We start from the raw sequence: 17685 nt of genomic DNA, 5'->3' as shown, positions 1-17685 counted from the left end.
GTGAACCGCGCCCGTTTCCGGGCGCCGGTCAGCCGGCCAGCGCCGCCGGTAGCCAGGTGGCCAGGGACGGCCAGAGGGCCAGCAGGCACATCACCAGTAGCTGGATAGCGATGAACGGCACCACCCCGCGGTAGATGGCCCCGGTGGCCACCTCCTCCGGCGCCACCCCGCGCAGGTAGAAGAGCGCGAAGCCGAACGGTGGTGTGAGGAAGGAAGTCTGCAGGTTGATGGCGATCATGATTCCCAGCCACACCGGATCCACGCCCATGGCCAGCAACACCGGCCCGACGATGGGCACCACCACGAAGGTGATCTCGATAAAGTCGAGAATAAAGCCCAGCAGGAAGATCACCACCATCACCAGCAGGGTCGCTCCCACCACCCCGCCAGGCAGGCTATTGAAGAAGCCGGTCACCAGTTCCTCGCCGTCGTAGCCGCGGAAGACCAGCGAAAACAGCGAGGCGCCGATCAGGATGGCGAATACCATCGCGGTCACCTGCAGCGTACTGCGTCCCACCTCGCCGGCGCGATCCCGGTTCAGCGCACCCCGGCTGAAGGCCAGGATGCCCGCCCCCAGCGCGCCGACTGCCGCGGCCTCCGTGGGCGTCGCGGCGCCGCTGATGATGGAGCCCAGCACCAGCACCATCAGTGCAATCGGCGGCACCAGGCTTTTCAGTGTCTCCACCAGGTCCACCTGCTCGTCGTTCGTGCGGGCCACCGCCGGCTCGCGCCGGGCCACGAACAAGAGGTAGACGATGTACGCGGTCACCAGCAACAGGCCGGGCACTATGGCGCCCACGAACAGGTCACCGACACTCACAGGCTTGGGATTGAAGATCCCCGCCGACAGCTGCGCCTGCTGGTAGGCGTTGGACAGGGTGTCCCCCAGCAATACCAGGGCGATGGAGGGCGGGATGATCTGCCCCAGCGTACCGGTGGCGCAGATGGTGCCGGTGGCGAGCCGCGGCGAGTAGCCGCGGTTCAGCATGGTGGGCAGCGACATCAGGCCCATGGTCACCACCGTGGCGCCCACGATACCGGTACTCGCGGCCAGCAGCGCGCCCACCACCACCACCGACACCGCCATGCCCGCGGGCACCCGCGAAAAGACCCGGGCCAGGTTCACCAGCAGTTCCTCGGCGATGCGTGCGCGTTCCAGCATCACGCCCATCAGCACGAACAGCGGCACCGCCATCAGGGTGCCGTTCTGCATGATGCCGAACAGCCGGTCCGGGAAGGCGCGCAGCAACTCCGGGTCGAATACCCCGGTGACAATTCCAAGTCCGGCCGCCAGCAGCGCCGTGCCGCCCAGGGTGAAGGCCACCGGGTAGCCGAACATCAATGCCGCGCACACCGCGACGAACATCAGCAGGGGCACCAGCTCCATCATGCGCCCACCTCCTCAGCCACGCGGGGTGAGGATTCGCGCACCGCTTGCGGCTTTGGGGGCGGTGACTCCACCTGTGCCAGGGTTGCCACAGCCCGGGCCAGCTGGGCCAGGCCCTGCAGCGCCAGGGTGACCGCCGCCAGGGGGATCAGGCTCTTGAGCAGGAATATTCCGCCCAGGCTGTCGGCGCTGGCCCCGGTCTCGCGCACCGCCCAGCTGCTGGCCACGAAATGCCAGCTGCCGGCGAGGATGAAGGCGCACAGCGGCAGCAGGAACACCAGGGTGCCGACGGCGTTGACCCAGGCCTTGCCGCGCGGGCCCATGCGCCGGTAGAAGACATCCACCCGCACATGGGCGTCGGTCTGCAGGGCATAGGCCAGGCCCAGCATGAAAGCGGCTCCGTGCAGGTAGACCACCGCGTCCTGCAGTGCCAGCGAGCCACCGCTGAAGCCGTAGCGCAGTATCACCACCGCACTCTGCAGGACCACCATGGCCAGGGTGAACCAGCCCAGCAGCCGGCCCGCGCCTGTGGCCAGCCGGTCGAGCCCGCGCGCGCAGGCGAGTAAGGGGGACATGGGGAAGCCTCTCTCGTCATCTTATTGTTCTGTGTGCAGAGAGTAACCCCGGCGCCATGCGGGCGCCAGTGTCCCCGCGGAGGGCAAACAAGGCGGTATGTAACCTCTTTGTCACATTCCATTCATAGAATCGTCACCCGTTCTACCTAGCATCGCCGCGTGAATTGAATGCAAACACACCGGAGCAACGCATGAACAAGCGCCCTGTTAGCAAAATCCTGGCCTCCTCCCTGGCGGTCCTGACCGTCGCGGCTTCCCAGGCGGCCATGGCGGCACGCGACCATATCAGCATCGTCGGCTCGTCCACCGTCTACCCGTTCACCACCACGGTGGCCGAGCGATTCAGCCGTGCGACCCAGTTCAAGACCCCGGTGGTGGAATCCACCGGCACCGGCGGCGGCATGAAGCTGTTCTGCCAGGGGGTCGGTGAGGGGACCGCCGATATTACCGGCGCCTCCCGCCGCATCAAGCAGTCCGAGCTGGAGATGTGTAACGAAAACGGCGTGGACGTGGTTGAGGTACAGGTGGGCTACGACGGCATCGTGCTGGCCAACGCCAGGAGCGCCAAGCGCTACAACCTGAGCCGCAAGGACATCTTTCTCGCGTTGGCCAAGGAAGTGCCCAACCCCGATGGTTCCGAGACCCTGGTGGCCAATCCCTACAAGACCTGGAAGGACGTGAACCCGGCGCTGCCGAACACCAGGATCGAGGTGCTGGGTCCGCCCCCCACTTCCGGTACCCGCGATGCCTTCGTCGAGCTGGCGATGGAAGGCGGCTGCAAGAAGTTCGGCTGGATTGCCGCCAAGAAGAGTGAAGACAAGAATGCCTACAAGGCTATCTGCCACAACATTCGCGAGGACGGCGCCTACGTGGAGGCAGGCGAGAACGACAACCTGATCGTGAATAAGCTGGTGGCCAACCCGGATGCGCTGGGCGTCTTCGGCTTCAGCTTCCTGGACCAGAATTCCGACAAGGTGCAGGGTTCTGTCATCGAGGGTGAGCAACCCACTTTCGACAGCATCGCCGACCAGAGCTACCCGGTATCCCGCCCGCTGTTCATCTATGTGAAGAAGCAGCATGCTGACGTGATCCCGGGCATGAAGCAGTTCCTGGCCGAGTTCACCAGCGAGCGCGCCTGGGGCGAGGACGGTTACCTGGCCGACAAGGGCATGATCCCGCTGCCGGAAGAGCGCCGCGAGCAGGTGGCCCAGAACGTGCGCAAAATGAACGCGCTCGGCAACCTGGCCAAGAAGCAGTAACGCTCCTCGGCTAAAGACAAGGTAAAGGGAATTACCGGCCAAGCCCGCAGGGGCTTGGCCTTTCTTGTATTAACCAGCCCGCTCGCGGGCAATGCACTCACAGTAAATAAAGACCGGTTGATTGCCGGTAAAAAATCCCGAACGCGGAAAATCGATGCAGACACCAACACTTTTTGCAATGCTGCTGCTGCTGGTACTGGTGGTATACGGCACCGGCTTCAGTCGCGCACTGGCGGCGGCCCGCAGCCGCGGTGGCATGCGCAACCTGGCCTCCCTGCCCAGCTACTACGGTACCCACGCGGCCCTGTGGTGCGGATTGCCGGCGCTGATCCTGCTGGCTGCCTGGCTCGTGTTCGATGACCCGATCATCCGCTCGCTGGTGATGGGCTCCCTCGCGGACAGGCCCGATACCATCGCCGGGCGCGACCTGCTCTACGCGCAGATCCAGAACCAGGCTGCCGGCAGTCTGTTCGGCGAGCCTACGGCACAGGTCAAGGCCGCCGCCGAACGCCTTACCAGCCTGCAGCAGACGGCACAGCTACTGCAGACCGCTATGGTCCTGGTCCTTTCCATCGGACTGGCCGCCTTTGCACTGTTGCGCTTCTCGCCGGAACTGCGCGCCCGCGAAAAGGTGGAGAAGGTCCTGCGCGCTTTGCTGGTCGGTTGCGCCAGCGCCGCGATCCTCACTACCGTCGGCATTCTGCTGTCGGTGCTGTTCGAGTCGCTGCGCTTCTTCCAGTCGGTACCCGTCACCGAGTTCCTGTTTGGCCTGCACTGGAGCCCGCAGATGGCCCTGCGCGCCGACCAGGTGGGCTCCAGTGGCGCTTTCGGCGCGGTGCCGCTGTTTACCGGCACCCTGATGGTGTCGGCGATTGCCATGTTCGTGGCGGTACCAGTTGGCCTGATGTCGGCCATTTACCTGGCCGAATATGCCAGCAGCCGGGTGCGCTCGCTGGCCAAGCCGGTGTTGGAAATCCTGGCCGGTGTGCCGACCGTGGTGTACGGCTTCTTTGCCGCGCTGACCGTGGCTCCTTTCGTCCGTGATGTGGCGACCTCGATCGGCCTGGAGGCCTCCAGCGAGAGTGCGCTGGCGGCAGGCCTGGTGATGGGGGTGATGATCATCCCGTTCGTGTCGTCGCTGTCGGACGACGTCATCAACGCGGTACCGCAGTCCCTGCGCGATGGCGCCCTGGGGCTCGGTTCCACACGCTCCGAGACGATCCGCAGGGTAGTTATCCCGGCGGCGCTGCCGGGGATCGTCGGCGGCGTGCTGCTGGCAGTGTCCCGCGCCATCGGCGAGACCATGATCGTGGTGATGGCCGCCGGCCTGGCCGCTAACCTCACCGCCAACCCGCTGGAATCGGTCACCACCGTGACGGTGCAGATTGTCACCCTGCTGGTGGGCGACCAGGAATTCGACAGCCCCAAGACCCTGGCGGCGTTCGCGCTGGGCCTGATGCTGTTTTTGTCCACGCTGGTGCTGAACTTTATCGCCCTTCATGTAGTGAAGAAATACCGGGAACAGTATGACTGATCTGAGCCAAGCCCAGGTGCGCGAGCGAATCGAGCAGAGCCTCGCCCGCCGCCACCGCAAGGAAAAACTGTTTCGCGGCCTCGGTATCGCCAGCATCGCTTTCGGTGTGCTGGCAGTACTGGTGCTGTTTACAGATATCATCAGCAAGGGCAGCGGCGCCTTCGTGCAAACGGCGGTGCAGCTGGAGGTGACCTACGACGCGGCGGAGCTGGGTATCGACACCGTCGACGAGGAGAGCCTCACCTGGGCCAACTTCACCGGCGTGGTACGCGAGGCCCTGCGCGAGCGGTTCCCCGACGTCTCCGGCCGCAGTGAGAAGCGCGAGCTCTACTCGCTGGTTTCCACCGGTGCGCCCTTCACCCTGCGCGACCGTCTCGCCGCCAATCCGGAGTTGCTCGGCAAGACGGAGAAGGTCTGGTTCGCGGCCGACGATGACGTGGACACTTTTTACAAGAGCCTGGATGATTCCGCCGGCGGTTTCCGTGGCCGCACCTCCGAGCGCATGGCGGGCTGGGTGGAGCAGCTGGCCGAGAGTGGTGAGCTGAAAAAGCGCTTCAATACCACTTTCTTCACTAACGGCGACTCGCGCGAGCCGGAACAGGCGGGTATCCGTGCGGCGCTGGTGGGCTCCCTGCTCACCCTGCTGGTAACCCTGGCGCTGTCCTTCCCTATCGGCGTGGCGGCGGCCATCTACCTGGAGGAGTTCGCACCCAGGAATCGCTGGACCGACCTGATCGAAGTGAATATCAACAATCTCGCAGCGGTGCCCTCCATCGTGTTCGGCCTGCTGGGCCTGGCGATTTTCATCAACTTCTTTGAGCTGCCGCGCTCCGCGCCGCTGGTGGGCGGCCTGGTACTGACCCTGATGACCCTGCCCACCATTATCATCTCCAGCCGCGCGGCGCTGAAATCGGTCCCGCCCTCGATCCGCGAGGCAGCGATGGGCATGGGTGCCTCGCGTATGCAGGTGGTCCTGCACCACGTGCTGCCGCTGGCGATGCCCGGCATGCTGACCGGCGCCATTATCGGTATGGCGCAGGCGCTGGGGGAAACGGCGCCGCTGCTGATGATCGGCATGGTGGCCTTTATTGTCGATGTGCCTGGTGGCGTCACCGACCCGGCCACGGTACTGCCGGTACAGATCTTCCTGTGGGCGGACAGCCCCGAGCGCGCGTTCGTCGAGAAGACCTCCGCGGCGATCATGGTGCTGCTGAGCGTACTGATCGTGATGAATGCCAGTGCCGTCTGGCTGCGCAAGAAACTCGAGCGCCGCTGGTAGCGGCTGATAAACTGGGACTGATTGCATGACTACCATGACCCTCGACGCCGGCACTACTGCACCGGCTGCAACCGAACAACCGGAACAGGACGCTGTGAATACCAATACCAGGGTAAGCGAGACCGTCGGCCACCCACTGTGCGATGACGCCAAGCTGAGCATGCGCAATGTCAACGTCTTCTACGGCGAGACCCAGGCCATTCACGATGTCAGCCTGGATATCGGCCGCAACGAGGTGGTGGCCATGATCGGCCCCTCCGGCTGTGGCAAGTCCACCTTCCTGCGTTGCATCAACCGCATGAACGACACCATCGAGAGTTGTCGCGTCGAGGGCGACCTGACGCTGGACGGCGAGCCGATTTACGGCCCGAAGGTGGATGTGGTACCGCTGCGCGCGCGGGTGGGCATGGTATTCCAGAAGCCCAATCCCTTTCCCAAGACGATTTATGAGAACGTGGCCTACGGTCCCAAGATTCACGGTATTGCCAGCCGCCGCGCGGAACTCGATGAGATTGTCGAGAACAGCCTGCGCCGCGCAGGGCTCTGGAACGAGGTGAAGGACCGGCTGGACAAGCCGGGCACCGGTCTCTCCGGCGGCCAGCAGCAGCGCCTGTGTATTGCCCGCGCCATCGCCGTGAGCCCCGAGGTGATCCTGATGGACGAGCCCTGCTCGGCCCTGGACCCCATCGCCACTGCGCGCATCGAGGAGCTCATCGACGAGCTGCGCGAAAACTACACCATCGCCATCGTTACCCACTCGATGCAGCAGGCGGCGCGGGTCAGCCAGCGCACCGCCTACTTCCACCTGGGGCACCTGGTGGAAGTCAACGATACCGAGACGGTGTTCACCAATCCCGAACACGAACTGACAGAAGCCTATATCACCGGCCGCTTCGGTTAAGAAGCTGGTCTACAATGGCGCTGCAAAGAAGCGACAGAACTATGGAAATGCATTTCGACCAACATATCTCCCGCCAATTCAACGAGGACCTGGAAAGCCTCAAGAGCGAGATGCTGGAAATGGGTGGCATGGTCACCCGCCAGGTGGCGGACGCGGTGGAAGCACTGGCCAACGCTGACAGTGAGCTGGCCGATAAAGTCCTGCGGGTGGAAAAGGAAATCGACCGGCGTGAGATGGACCTGGATGAGCACGCGACGCTGATCATCGCCAAGCGCCAGCCCGCCGCCTCTGACCTGCGTATGGTGATGTCGGTAATCCGTATCTCGCGCGACCTGGAGCGCGTGGGCGATGAGGCGGCCAAGATTGCCAAGATGGCCATCGAGCTCACCGAGGAGGGGACTGCCCCCCGCGGTTACACCGAGATCCGCCATATTGCCAGTGCGGTGCGCAAGATGCTCAACGATGCGCTGGATGCCTATACCCGCTTCGATGTGAAGGCGGCGCTGGCTACCCTGGCCGAGGACGAGCAGGTGGACATGGATTACCGCACCGCGCTGCGGGAGATGATCACCTACATGATGGAGGATCCGCGCAGCATCTCCCGCGTGATGAATGTGCTCTGGAGCCTGCGCTCGCTGGAGCGTATCGGCGATCACGCCAAGAATATCTGTGAGCAGGTGGTCTACCTGGTAGAGGGAGCCGATATCCGCCACGGCCACGAGGAAAACCTGCGCAAGCTTTGACTGGTCTCGTAAGGCAGTTGTGAAAAAGGTCGCATTCCGCGGCCTTTTTTATTTCTGGCGCGAAGAAAATGGAACAACGGCTACCCCCCCTGTCGAAGCAAGTGCGGTGTCATGGCGTGTAACCGCGTATCACTGGCGCGGCCACGCACCTTCCCATACTATGCCGCTCCCCCGGTTGGCGGGAAAACAGCAATGTAAATACAGGGAGTTAGCCCAATGAAACTGAAGTATATTCTGCCCTTGGCACTGGTGTCTGCCACCGCGTCTGCGGAGCAATACACCTCTTTCACCAATGCCGGTTACCAGAATAATGATTATGGCTCGGGTTTCGAGACTGACAGCTATGATATCAATTCCCGCTACTTTTTCGCCCCCAAGGAAAACTTGGGTCCGCTGAAGGAATTTGAGTACATCAATAAGGTCAGCAATGTTTACGGCGGCTTCTCCCGTCTCGATTACGACGGCGGCGATGCCAGCGGCTCAAATCTCGGCGGTGAGCTTTTTGCCGGCAACTTCAAGCTGGGAGCTTCCTTCAGCGAATTCGAAGATGTCGACTCCAATACGCTGACGCTCGGCTACCTGTTCTCCGAAAACTTCCTGCTCAGCCTGGACAGCGTCGACACCGATGGTGCTGACCGCGAGAATATTGTCTCCGCGCGCTACAACCACCAGCTGGGCGGAACCGATTATGTCGGTTTCAATTTTGCCGTCGATGACGACCTGGACTATGCACAGGTTTCCTCCCGCTACCTGCGCAGCCTCGCCGGTGATTCCTACCTGGTGCTGGCAGGCAGCGTGACCGACTTTGACCAGGGTGACAGCGTCTGGAGCGCCGGGGCCGAGTACTACTTTACCCGCACCACTTCGGTCGGCTTCGAAACGGTAGACGGCGATACCCTGGGCCTGGACTTCACGCATTTCTTCAACCGCAGCATTGCGGTCAATGTTGCCTATGCCCAGACCGACGAGGATTTCGTCGATTACGATACTTTCTCCCTCGGCCTTACCGCCCAGCTCTGACGGGTAGCAGGTACGCAGAAGACGGCCGCTTCAAGCGGCCGTTTTTTTGCTGGCTCCGGCGCGGAAAAGCTAAGCTTGCCCTGAGCGCAAATGTAGGCACTGGAGACGCACAGTGAAGTTTATCTTCGAAGTGAAAGTGAAGGATGGTTACACCGCCGAGGAATACGCCGATGCCTGGGTGCGGGCTTCGGAACTGATCCAGCGGGCGCCGGGTGCCCGGGGCACCGAGCTGCACCGGAAAATCGGTGATCCCACACGCCTTATTGCTATCGCCAGCTGGGACAGCAAGGGACAGCGGGACGCGATGGAGAAAAAGCATAATCCGGAAATCGATAAGATTATCCGCAGCCAGGCGCCTTTCGTTGAAATCACACCCGTTGGCGAGTTTGAGGATCCCGAGTGGGTGGTAAAAGCTGATGGCTGCAAACCGGGGGGCCTACAGGAATAGCGCAGGTCCCCTATTTACCCGCACCGCGTGGCCTCCTCCGTATGCGTGGCAGGCAGGGTGGTACGTTACGGTTTATTTTCTTTATGCAAAAAAAATGAGATCTGCGTCACACTTGCAGTGTGCCGTCGGTGTCGTACTTTTCCTCACGAAGGTAGAATTATTTTTCTTAAAAAAAAGCCAAAGGGAAATAAAAGGCCATGAAGAAAGTACTGCTTATCATTGGATTGGGGATTCTGTTTACGGGGTGCGCGGCTACCCCACCCGTTTCTGAGCTGCGCCAGGGGGTCCAGACTGTCGCGTATGTACAGAATGGGGTCGAGCCATTGCGGTATTCCACCGGGGTGATTGATGCTTCCAGCTTCTGGGCGGCATATGGAAGCCAGGTGGGTGGCCAGACCGGGGGCGCCTTGTGGCATGGCCTCGCAGCCGCAGGCGCGAGTGAGCAGCTCAGCAAGGCGGAGCAGAACGCCTTGCTCGTAAAGGGCCTTTACGGGGAGCATGACCTAGCAACGGCCGTTTTCAGTGACCTGATGCCAAAGCTTGCCCGCGCGTGGGACCAGCCCTACGACGAGGCTGATCTGGTGGTACTTGCCGACCGCCCTGCTCGAGTGGAAGAGGGAGTGCTGAAAAATTTTGAGACGAATGCCGACCTGGTGCTGATGCTGGAGGTCAGCAATCTAAATCTCACCGAAATTTTTTCCATGGGTGGCGCCTTCGCTGCCGGCCTTACCATGGGGCTGAATACCAAATCCCTGACCACCGAGGCGAACGTGGTAATGCGGGCCTTCAAGCCCTCGGAGACTGATCCGCGTAACTATGAGCTGGCCTGGTGGCGGATGTGTGGCCCGAATTACACAACCATGGATACCTCTTACACCATGGAAGAGCTACAGGAAAAACCGGAGCGCATGCAGGAAATCCTGGACGAGGCAAAAGGACAGGCCATTGAGGGTTGTTCCGCAGTGCTGGCAAACCTGAAATAAGGTGGCTTCCTGCCATAGTAAAAAGGCCCCGCACTTGCGGGGCCTTTTTATTTATGAAGAGCCGGAAAATTCTTTCCTTCAGCCGCGGCTGCCCAGCGCCTGCATCCGCGCCTGGGCCTTGGTCCCGATCTCACCGCCGGCCTTCGCTGCGGTCTGATAGTGGCCGTAGGCGGTCTGAACCTGTCCCTGCTTCTCATACACCTGTCCCAGGAAATAGTGCGCGTGGGGTGTTTCCAGGTAGCGCATGGAGCGGGTCAGGTCCCGCTCGGCGTCGGTGTAATTATTCAGCTGGGCGCTCATCAGGCCCCGTTTCAGCCAGTGTGAGTAGAGCCCCGGGTTCTTCTGCACAGCCTGGTCATAGGCGTTGTAGGCCGCGCGGTATTGCTCCTTGTTGGCCAGCAGGTCGCCTTCCAGTTGGAAGAAAGCTGCTTCCCTGGGCTGCTGGCGCTGGGCCTGGCGGGTGAGGTTGAGCGCGCGGTCGTACTGCTTGTCTTTCACTGCCGCCAGCGCCTTGTCGTAGGTATCGTAGGCGTCGGCATCGCGCTTCAGCTGGGCGATGGCCCGCTGGTAGGCGGCGCGGTTGGTGGCGCCATCCGGCAGCTTCTTCGCATACTCGATGTTGGCGTTCACCCGTGCCTGCGACGGGGGGTGGCTGGCGAACAGCGCCTGCAGGCCGCCGGACTTGCGGCCCTTGGACAGCTCCACGAATTTGCGCTGCAGCCGCACTGCGCCCTGGGGGTCGTAACCGGCCGCGGCCATGTACTTCATACCGTACCTGTCGGCCTCCAGCTCGTTCTCGCGCCCGTAGCGGGCAATGTAGGCGGAACCGCCCAGCTGGCCGCCGAGCGCCACCAGATCGCCGTAGCCGGTATCCTGCGTAGCCGCACCAAGTACCGCCAGCCCCGCGCCGAGCACCTGCTGCTGGGACATGGCTGCAGCTGAGTGCCGCGCCGCCGCGTGGACAATTTCGTGGCTGAGTACCGCCGCCAGCTCCGCCTCGTCCTCGAGGACGGTCAGCAGGCCCCGGTTCACAGCGATCTTGCCGCCCGGCAGGGCCCAGGCATTGGGTGTGCCGTTGTTGATGACCACGAACTCGTAGGGTAGCTGCGGCTGGTCGGAGACGCGGGCCAGCTTCTGGCCCACCCGGCTGACATAGTCCTGCAGGGACCTGTCTACCACATAGGCACCGCCCTGCTGCTGGCGGGTGATGGGGTACTGCTTCTCGCCGAGGGCCACTTCCTGGCCCTGCGACAGCAGTGACAGCTCCTGCTTGCCGGTGACCGGGTTGACTGCGCAGCCGGACAGCAGTGTAGCGGCCACGGCGGCCGCAGTGAGTGCACGCGAGATCATCGCCTCCTCCCTGTATAATGCTGGAATCAGGAATTCATTCTACACGGTACCGGGAGCGAGGTTATGACGGCACTGCAGATTATTGAACTCTTCGCGGGGGTCGACCCTGAGGGACAGCCCGTGGTGGAGCGACTCCAGGTGCGCGTCAACGAGGACGACAGCTGCCAGCTGGTACGCTCACCTGCGTTTATCAAGGGTATCGCCAGCGGTGACACGATCAAGGTCAACAGGGACACCCAGGAATTCGAGCTCCTCAAGCGCTCCGGCAACCTGGCCGTGCGGGTACTCTGCCGCGGCGATAGCGCGGCACTGTCAGACCAGCTGACACCGCAGATCGAGAAGCTCGGCGGAGAGCTGGACATGGAGAGCCCCCGCCTGCTGGTCTACAGCATCCACGTCAGCTGCGGCTTTGCCAATATCGAGCATATACTCAACAGCGCCTGTGACGGCGCCAACAGCGTGTGGAACTACGGCAACGTTTACGATCCGCAGGATGGCCAGACCCCGCTCAACTGGTGGGTCGACATTCTCAAGCCGGAGTAACCACCGGGCCGGCTAACGGCCCGCCCACGTGAATCCCGATCGATGCCGGGCCGGGCCCGGCACTGTCAGCAGATAAGGATCCCGATGTTAATCGTCATCTCCCCCGCAAAAACCCTGGATTACGAGAGTGAGATACCGGAGTTGGACACCACCCAGCCGGAGTTTCTCAAGGACGCGGCCGCGCTGGTCCAAGAGCTGCGCGAGCTGGGCCCGCAGGATATCTCCAGCCTGATGAAGATTTCCGACAAGCTGGGTGTGCTGAACTACGACCGCTTCCAGCAGTGGAAGCGGCCGTTCACGGCGAAAAACGCGCGTCCCGCCCTGCTCGCGTTCAAGGGCGATGTCTATACCGGCCTCGAGGCGGAAACCATGGGCAAGCGGGATTTCAGTTACGCACAGAAACACCTGCGCATGCTGTCCGGCCTTTACGGCCTGCTGCGCCCGCTGGACCTGATGCAGCCCTACCGGCTGGAAATGGGTACGAAGTTTGCCAACGCACGGGGCAAGAACCTGTACGAGTTCTGGGGTGAGCGCATCACCGAGGCCCTCAATGACCAGCTGAAAAGCCTCAAGAGTCGCGAGCTGGTCAACCTCGCTTCCAATGAGTACTTCAAGGCCGTGAAGCCGAAACAACTGGATGCCGAGGTCATTACCCCGCACTTCCGCGACCTGAAGAACGGCGAGTACAAGATGATCAGCTTTTTCGCCAAGAAGGCGCGCGGCATGATGAGCCGCTGGGCCATCGACAACCGGGTCAAGAAAGCGGTGGAGCTCAAGGACTTCGATGTCGCCGGTTACACCTACAACGCCGGGCTGTCCGACGGTAACGACTGGGTCTTCACCCGCGACGAGGCCCAGTGAGCGACAGCGGCCTGCCCGACGCCCCCGCCTGCGCCCGCAATCGCGCCCCTATTCTGGAAGAGTTGCGGCGTCTGCTGGATACTGCCGGCTCGGTGCTGGAGATCGGCAGCGGTACCGGCCAGCACGCGGTTTATTTTGCCCCGCGGCTGCCGCACCTGGAGTGGCAGCCGTCGGACCGGGCGGAAAACCTGCCCGGCATCCGCGCCTGGCTGGCCCACCGGCCCGCCCCAAACCTGTTGCCGCCCCTGGAGCTGGATGTGACCGGGCCGTGGCCGGCGGTGTGCGTGGACGCAGTCTTCACCGCCAACAGCCTTCATATCATGCCCGCGGCCGCAGTGGAGGCGCTGTTCCGGCAGCTGCCCCGGGTGTTGCGTCCCGGGGGCCAGCTGCTAGTGTACGGGCCCATGAAAATCGCCGGCGAGTACGTCGGGGCGGGCAACGCTGAATTCGATCGCTGGCTGCAACAGCGCGACCCCTTGAGCGGGATCCGCGAAGTGGAGTGGCTGGATCACCTGGCGGTGGCCGCGGGCCTGCAGCGCCTGGAACTCAATTTCCTGCCGGCGAATAACCAGCTGGTGGTCTGGCAGCACAGTGCCAGCTCGCCGGCTCCGCACTCCGATAAACAAGAGGTGAGCTGACATGCCCCAGTGGTTCGAGATTGGCGTGGTGATGGTTTTCGCCGTGGCCGCAGTATTCTTCCTGGCCAAGTACCGCGAGACTGCGGCGGCCCTGCACGAGAGCGAGCGCATGAAAAAGCGGCTTTCCAGCGACCTGAGCCGCTACCGCGATGTAGCCACCCTGCGCACCCTCCGCGATGCCCTGGTGGGCAATGAGCCCCTCCCCGTGGACGACGATGGTCGCGAGCACCTGCTGTTGCGGGACGGCGACATGCAGCTCTATCACCTGGTCCTGCGCCGACAGTGCAATGCAGTGAGTGAGGGGGACAGGGTCACTTTCCGCCGCGACGGCGAAGAGGTCGAGCTCGAGGAGCTATCCCCGTAACCTTTCCCTCCTGATGGTCCCTCCCACCGGGGCCGCGCTCAGGCAGGGCTGGTGGCGACCAGCCGCCGGGCGGGAAAGTGCAGGGTGAAGGTGCTGCCCCGGCCGGGGCTGCTGTCGACTGTCATCTCTGCGCCGTGGCGCAACAGTACATGCTTGACGATGGCCAGCCCCAGGCCGGTGCCACCGCTGTCCCGCGAGCGCCCGGCGTCCACCCGGTAGAAGCGTTCCGTGAGCCGTGGAATATGGATGGGGTCGATGCCGATGCCGCTGTCGCGAACCGAAAAGTGGCCGCCGCGCCCGTCCTCCCACCAACGCAGTTCCACCGGACCCCCGGCCGGACTGTACTTGACCGCATTAAGAACCAGGTTGGCGAACGCGCTGTGCAGCTCGGTGGCATCGCCGATTAAAATGGATTCCCGCCGGCAATCGACGCTGATCTCGTGGCGCCCGCCGCTGAAGCTGCGGGCTTCCTGCGCCACCCGCTCCATCAGCTCATTTACGGACACTTTCTCCCGGCCGGTCTCCCGCTCCGAGGTCTCCAGCCTCGCCAGCAGCAGGAGGTCGTTGACCAGGGCCGTCATGCGCGCGGTCTGCTCGCGCATCTGCGCCATGGGGCGCGTCCAGGTTTGCGGGGCCTGGCCGCTGCCATCGAGGGTCTCCAGGTAGCCGGCGATTACGGTAAGCGGTGTGCGGAGCTCGTGGGACACGTTGGCGACAAAGTCGCGGCGCATCTGCTCAAGGTTGTGCAGGCGAGTGATGTCCCGCACGATCACCAGCGCCTCGTCCCGGCCGTAGCGGGTCAGTTCCAGCTGCAGCATGCGCGAGTCATTGCCGGGCGCCGGCATGGTAAGGGGCCCCTGGGCCCCGGGTTCACGGCTGTGCACATAGCTGACGAAGCCCGGCTCGCGCACGAAGTTCACCAGCGGCTGGCCGGCATCCTCCGGACGCAGCCGCAGCAATTGCCCGGCGGCGGGGTTCCACCAGGCCAGGTTGCCGTCATCCTCCAGCGCCACGATACCCTCGCGCAGTGCGCTGGTGCTGTCCTGTACCCGGCGCAGCGTGGCGTGGAGTTTCTGCTTCTCGCGCCGGTGGCGGCGCTGGAGGCGGTAGAAGTCGTCGGCTATTTCGCCCCAGATACCGAAAACCGTGGGAGCGGGACCCCGACGGCCGTTGGCCAGCCAGCGATTGAAGCGATGCTGTTGCGCCAGTACCCAGAACAGGTACACGCCCAGGCCCAGCACCAGTGCCCAGGCCCACTTCCCGGTGGAAAAGCCGAAGATGGCCGTGCCAAGGGCAATCACCGCGAAGCGGGAAAATTCGCCGATACTGCGTTCCAGCATTGTGGGGGGCTGTCTCCGGTTCGGGTCAGTGACACGCGCCCGCGATAAAGGTCCTGCTCACAGCAGACCGATGCGGGCTGAGTGGGTGGGAATTTTTACACTTTCTCGGCAGTTTGCACAGAAAAGCGATAGCCGGTACCGCGCACCGTCTGGATAAAGCGGTCGTGGCCACCGATGGCCAGGGCCTTGCGCAGGCGCCGGATATGCACGTCTACGGTACGCTCTTCCACGTACACATTGCCGCCCCACACATGGTCGAGTAACTGGGTGCGGGTATACGCCCGCTCCTGGTGGGAGAGGAAAAATGTCAGCAGGCGGAATTCGGTGGGCCCCATATCCACCGCCTGGTCCCCGATACTGACCCGGTGGCTGACCGGGTCGAGCACCAGCTCGCCGGCAGTGAGCGGCTCCTCCGGGGTAGCGGGACCCGCACGGCGCAGCACCGCTTTCAGCCGGGCCACCAGCTCGCGGGGGGAGAAGGGCTTGGTGATATAGTCGTCGGCGCCGGTCTCGAGGCCCTTGATCTTGTGGTCTTCCTCACCCTTGGCCGTGAGCATGATGATCGGCAGTGCAGCGGTCAGCTCATCCCGCTTCAGCCGGCGGGCCAGTTCCACGCCGGAAACGTCCGGCAGCATCCAGTCGAGGAGGACCAGGTCGGGCCTCTCGTCGATGATCAGCGCGTGCGCCTCCTGGGCATTTCCGGCCTCGATGCAGCGGTAGTCTGCCATTTCCAGGGCCACCCGCAGCATGTCGCGTACCGGGGCCTCATCATCGACGATCAGGATTGTCTTGCTGTCCATTTGCCTGTCATACCCTGCTTTCTTCGGGCCCATTTAACGGCATTTTAGTGACAAATATGTGACAGCCGCCGGGTGCGCCACGGGCTGTGGTTCAGGCCAGCAGGTAGTGGAAAAATATTCCCAGAAAAACCGATGCGCCGACCCAGTTATTGTTCAGGAATGCGCGGAAGCAGGCATTTCGCTCCCTCTCCCGCGCCAGCCACTGCTGGTAGGCAAACAGTGCGGTGGCCGCTGCCAACCCGCCATAGTAGGCACCGCCCAGTTCGAAGCGCTGCCCGGCCAGCAGTAGTGCGAACACGGCCAGGGCCTGCAGGGCGGCGATCATGGGCCGGTCGAGGTCGCCAAACAGCACTGCCGTGGACTTTACCCCGATCTTCAGGTCGTCGTCGCGGTCCACCATGGCGTAGAGGGTGTCATAGGCCACCGTCCATAGCAGGTTGGCGGTATAGAGCAGCCAGGCCTCCGGCGGTACTTCCGCGCGCACAGCGGCAAAGGCCATGGGGATGGCCATGCTGAATGCCGCCCCCAGCACCACCTGCGGCATATGGGTGTAGCGCTTGACGAATGGGTAGCAGAACGCCAGCGCCACCGCGGGCAGTGACAGCAGGATGGTGAGCCTGTTGGTAGTCAGTACCAGCAGGAAGGCCAGCAGGCTGAGCCCGGCAAACATCTTGATGGCGGAGGCCGGGCTGATACTGCCGGTGGCCAGCGGGCGCGCCGCAGTGCGCTTGACGTGACCGTCGATATTCCGGTCGGCGAAGTCATTGATGGCACAGCCGGCAGCCCGCATCAGGATGACCCCGAGGGTGAATACTGCAAAGAGGTGCAGGCCAGGCCAGCCGCCTGCCGCCAGCCACAGGGCCCACCAGGTGGGCCACATCAGCAACAGCGAGCCAATGGGCCGGTCGAGGCGGGCCAGCTGCCAGTAGGGCAATGCCGCCGGCCAGCGCTGTGAAAGTTGTTGGCTGATCACGATTGTTCTCCGTCGCCCGCCTCTCCCGGCCCGGTAAGGGGCGCGAAGTCGGGCTGAAATGCCTTCAGGAAAGTCTCTGCCACCAGCAGCGGCCGGTTCCGCAGCCAGAATGTCGAGCGGCGTCCCCAGGCCCGCTCGTCCTCATCCGCCAGCTCGGCCAGGTCGCAGCGCGGGTTGCGATGCTGCCGGTTGAGCAGGATGGGGCCGCGGCGGATGCCGGGTTCGCTGAACAGCAATTCTCCCAGCGGCCGGTTGTCCAGGTTGCGCAGGTAGCGTGAAGGGCCGCGCAGGCAGTATTCCGGCAACACGCTGCGGGCATATACCCAGGGGGTCTCACCGCCGTACAGCAGGACTTCCCGCACCAGGGCCAGTTGCCGGTCGCGCAGTCCCAGCTCGCGACGTTCCTCGAGCGTTGGCTGGTGCCAGCGCTGGTGCAATACCTGCACGTGAAACCGGTTGCGGCTCAGGTGTTTCAGCGCCGCAGTCAGGGAGCCGGGGTGCACCAGCCACGGCAGCAGCCGTGCCGGAGGCCGGCAGTGCAGCGACTCCAGCGGCTGCCTGAACCACTGGCCATCAGGTGTGTAGGGAGACTGGTACAACGCGAACCCCGGGGCCGAACTCGAAGGCCCCATTGTACCCTCTGCCACCGTCACGTAACCAACTCCGCGCGTCCGGCTTTTGCCGAAG

Annotated in this window: 19 protein-coding genes; 12 read left to right on the top strand and 7 right to left on the bottom strand. The window is 63.3% G+C overall.

Going from position 1 to position 17685, the window contains the following annotated elements:
- Positions 1 to 28: 28 nt before the first annotated feature.
- Both BLT26_RS11255 and BLT26_RS11250 read right to left on the bottom strand, forming a co-directional pair.
- Positions 29 to 1390, bottom strand: a complete 1362-nt coding sequence (locus BLT26_RS11255; protein WP_091513868.1) for a TRAP transporter large permease — start codon at positions 1388 to 1390, stop codon at positions 29 to 31.
- A complete protein-coding gene (locus BLT26_RS11250) occupies positions 1387 to 1962 on the bottom strand; it encodes a TRAP transporter small permease subunit (RefSeq protein WP_091513864.1) in 576 nt (191 codons plus the stop codon). Before BLT26_RS11250 ends, BLT26_RS11255 begins: the two co-directional genes overlap by 4 nt.
- 191 nt (positions 1963 to 2153) lie before the next feature.
- Between BLT26_RS11250 and BLT26_RS11245 the strand changes: the two genes are divergently transcribed.
- From BLT26_RS11245 to BLT26_RS11210, 8 genes are all read left to right on the top strand, one after another.
- Complete coding sequence (locus BLT26_RS11245) at positions 2154 to 3221, top strand: PstS family phosphate ABC transporter substrate-binding protein (protein ID WP_091513861.1); 1068 nt, start codon at positions 2154 to 2156, stop codon at positions 3219 to 3221.
- A gap of 154 nt (positions 3222 to 3375) precedes the next feature.
- Positions 3376 to 4755: a phosphate ABC transporter permease subunit PstC gene (gene pstC / locus BLT26_RS11240; RefSeq protein ID WP_091513858.1), complete on the top strand. Its 1380-nt coding sequence runs from the start codon at positions 3376 to 3378 to the stop codon at positions 4753 to 4755.
- Positions 4748 to 6034, top strand: a complete 1287-nt coding sequence (pstA, locus tag BLT26_RS11235; protein ID WP_091513854.1) for a phosphate ABC transporter permease PstA — start codon at positions 4748 to 4750, stop codon at positions 6032 to 6034. Before pstC ends, pstA begins: the two co-directional genes overlap by 8 nt.
- Positions 6035 to 6059: 25 nt before the next feature.
- A complete protein-coding gene (gene pstB, locus BLT26_RS11230; RefSeq protein WP_091513851.1) occupies positions 6060 to 6935 on the top strand; it encodes a phosphate ABC transporter ATP-binding protein PstB in 876 nt (291 codons plus the stop codon).
- Between the two features lie 41 nt (positions 6936 to 6976).
- Complete coding sequence (gene phoU / locus BLT26_RS11225; protein WP_091513848.1) at positions 6977 to 7678, top strand: phosphate signaling complex protein PhoU; 702 nt, start codon at positions 6977 to 6979, stop codon at positions 7676 to 7678.
- Positions 7679 to 7894: 216 nt separating this feature from the next.
- Positions 7895 to 8698 (top strand): putative porin, encoded by an 804-nt coding sequence (locus BLT26_RS11220; RefSeq protein WP_091513845.1) that lies wholly within the window; start codon positions 7895 to 7897, stop codon positions 8696 to 8698.
- A gap of 112 nt (positions 8699 to 8810) precedes the next feature.
- Complete coding sequence (locus tag BLT26_RS11215; protein ID WP_091513842.1) at positions 8811 to 9146, top strand: antibiotic biosynthesis monooxygenase family protein; 336 nt, start codon at positions 8811 to 8813, stop codon at positions 9144 to 9146.
- A gap of 197 nt (positions 9147 to 9343) precedes the next feature.
- Positions 9344 to 10129, top strand: coding sequence for a hypothetical protein (locus BLT26_RS11210; RefSeq protein ID WP_091513838.1), 786 nt, complete (start codon positions 9344 to 9346; stop codon positions 10127 to 10129).
- A 78-nt stretch (positions 10130 to 10207) separates the two neighbouring features.
- Here BLT26_RS11210 and BLT26_RS11205 read toward each other — a convergent pair whose 3' ends face one another.
- A complete protein-coding gene (locus tag BLT26_RS11205) occupies positions 10208 to 11479 on the bottom strand; it encodes a M48 family metalloprotease (RefSeq protein ID WP_091513834.1) in 1272 nt (423 codons plus the stop codon).
- A gap of 63 nt (positions 11480 to 11542) precedes the next feature.
- Between BLT26_RS11205 and BLT26_RS11200 the strand changes: the two genes are divergently transcribed.
- The 4 genes from BLT26_RS11200 to BLT26_RS11185 all read left to right on the top strand — a co-directional run bounded on the left by BLT26_RS11200 (position 11543) and on the right by BLT26_RS11185 (position 13885).
- Entirely contained in the window at positions 11543 to 12022 is a 480-nt protein-coding gene (locus BLT26_RS11200; RefSeq protein WP_091513829.1) for a DUF4265 domain-containing protein, read from the top strand.
- A gap of 84 nt (positions 12023 to 12106) precedes the next feature.
- A complete protein-coding gene (yaaA, locus tag BLT26_RS11195) occupies positions 12107 to 12883 on the top strand; it encodes a peroxide stress protein YaaA (RefSeq protein WP_091513826.1) in 777 nt (258 codons plus the stop codon).
- The gene (locus BLT26_RS11190; RefSeq protein WP_091513823.1) at positions 12880 to 13521 is read left to right on the top strand and encodes a DUF938 domain-containing protein; all 642 of its coding nucleotides are present in this window, start codon (positions 12880 to 12882) and stop codon (positions 13519 to 13521) included. The genes yaaA and BLT26_RS11190 overlap by 4 nt, the downstream gene beginning before the upstream one ends.
- A 1-nt stretch (position 13522) precedes the next feature.
- Positions 13523 to 13885, top strand: coding sequence for a hypothetical protein (locus BLT26_RS11185; RefSeq protein WP_091513820.1), 363 nt, complete (start codon positions 13523 to 13525; stop codon positions 13883 to 13885).
- 38 nt (positions 13886 to 13923) lie between these two features.
- Here the strand turns inward: BLT26_RS11185 and phoR are convergent, their stop codons facing one another.
- The 4 genes from phoR to BLT26_RS11165 all read right to left on the bottom strand — a co-directional run bounded on the left by phoR (position 13924) and on the right by BLT26_RS11165 (position 17630).
- Positions 13924 to 15225, bottom strand: a complete 1302-nt coding sequence (gene phoR / locus BLT26_RS11180) for a phosphate regulon sensor histidine kinase PhoR (RefSeq protein ID WP_091513816.1) — start codon at positions 15223 to 15225, stop codon at positions 13924 to 13926.
- Between the two features lie 95 nt (positions 15226 to 15320).
- The gene (gene phoB, locus BLT26_RS11175; protein WP_091513813.1) at positions 15321 to 16025 is read right to left on the bottom strand and encodes a phosphate regulon transcriptional regulator PhoB; all 705 of its coding nucleotides are present in this window, start codon (positions 16023 to 16025) and stop codon (positions 15321 to 15323) included.
- A gap of 91 nt (positions 16026 to 16116) precedes the next feature.
- Complete coding sequence (ubiA, locus tag BLT26_RS11170; RefSeq protein WP_091513809.1) at positions 16117 to 16998, bottom strand: 4-hydroxybenzoate octaprenyltransferase; 882 nt, start codon at positions 16996 to 16998, stop codon at positions 16117 to 16119.
- The gene (locus BLT26_RS11165) at positions 16995 to 17630 is read right to left on the bottom strand and encodes a chorismate--pyruvate lyase family protein (RefSeq protein ID WP_245720688.1); all 636 of its coding nucleotides are present in this window, start codon (positions 17628 to 17630) and stop codon (positions 16995 to 16997) included. Before BLT26_RS11165 ends, ubiA begins: the two co-directional genes overlap by 4 nt.
- Between the last annotated feature and the right edge of the window lie 55 nt (positions 17631 to 17685).

This window comes from Microbulbifer yueqingensis (assembly GCF_900100355.1).
Taxonomy (GTDB): Bacteria; Pseudomonadota; Gammaproteobacteria; order Pseudomonadales; family Cellvibrionaceae; genus Microbulbifer; species Microbulbifer yueqingensis.
This window is presented reverse-complemented; position numbering and strand designations above follow the sequence as displayed.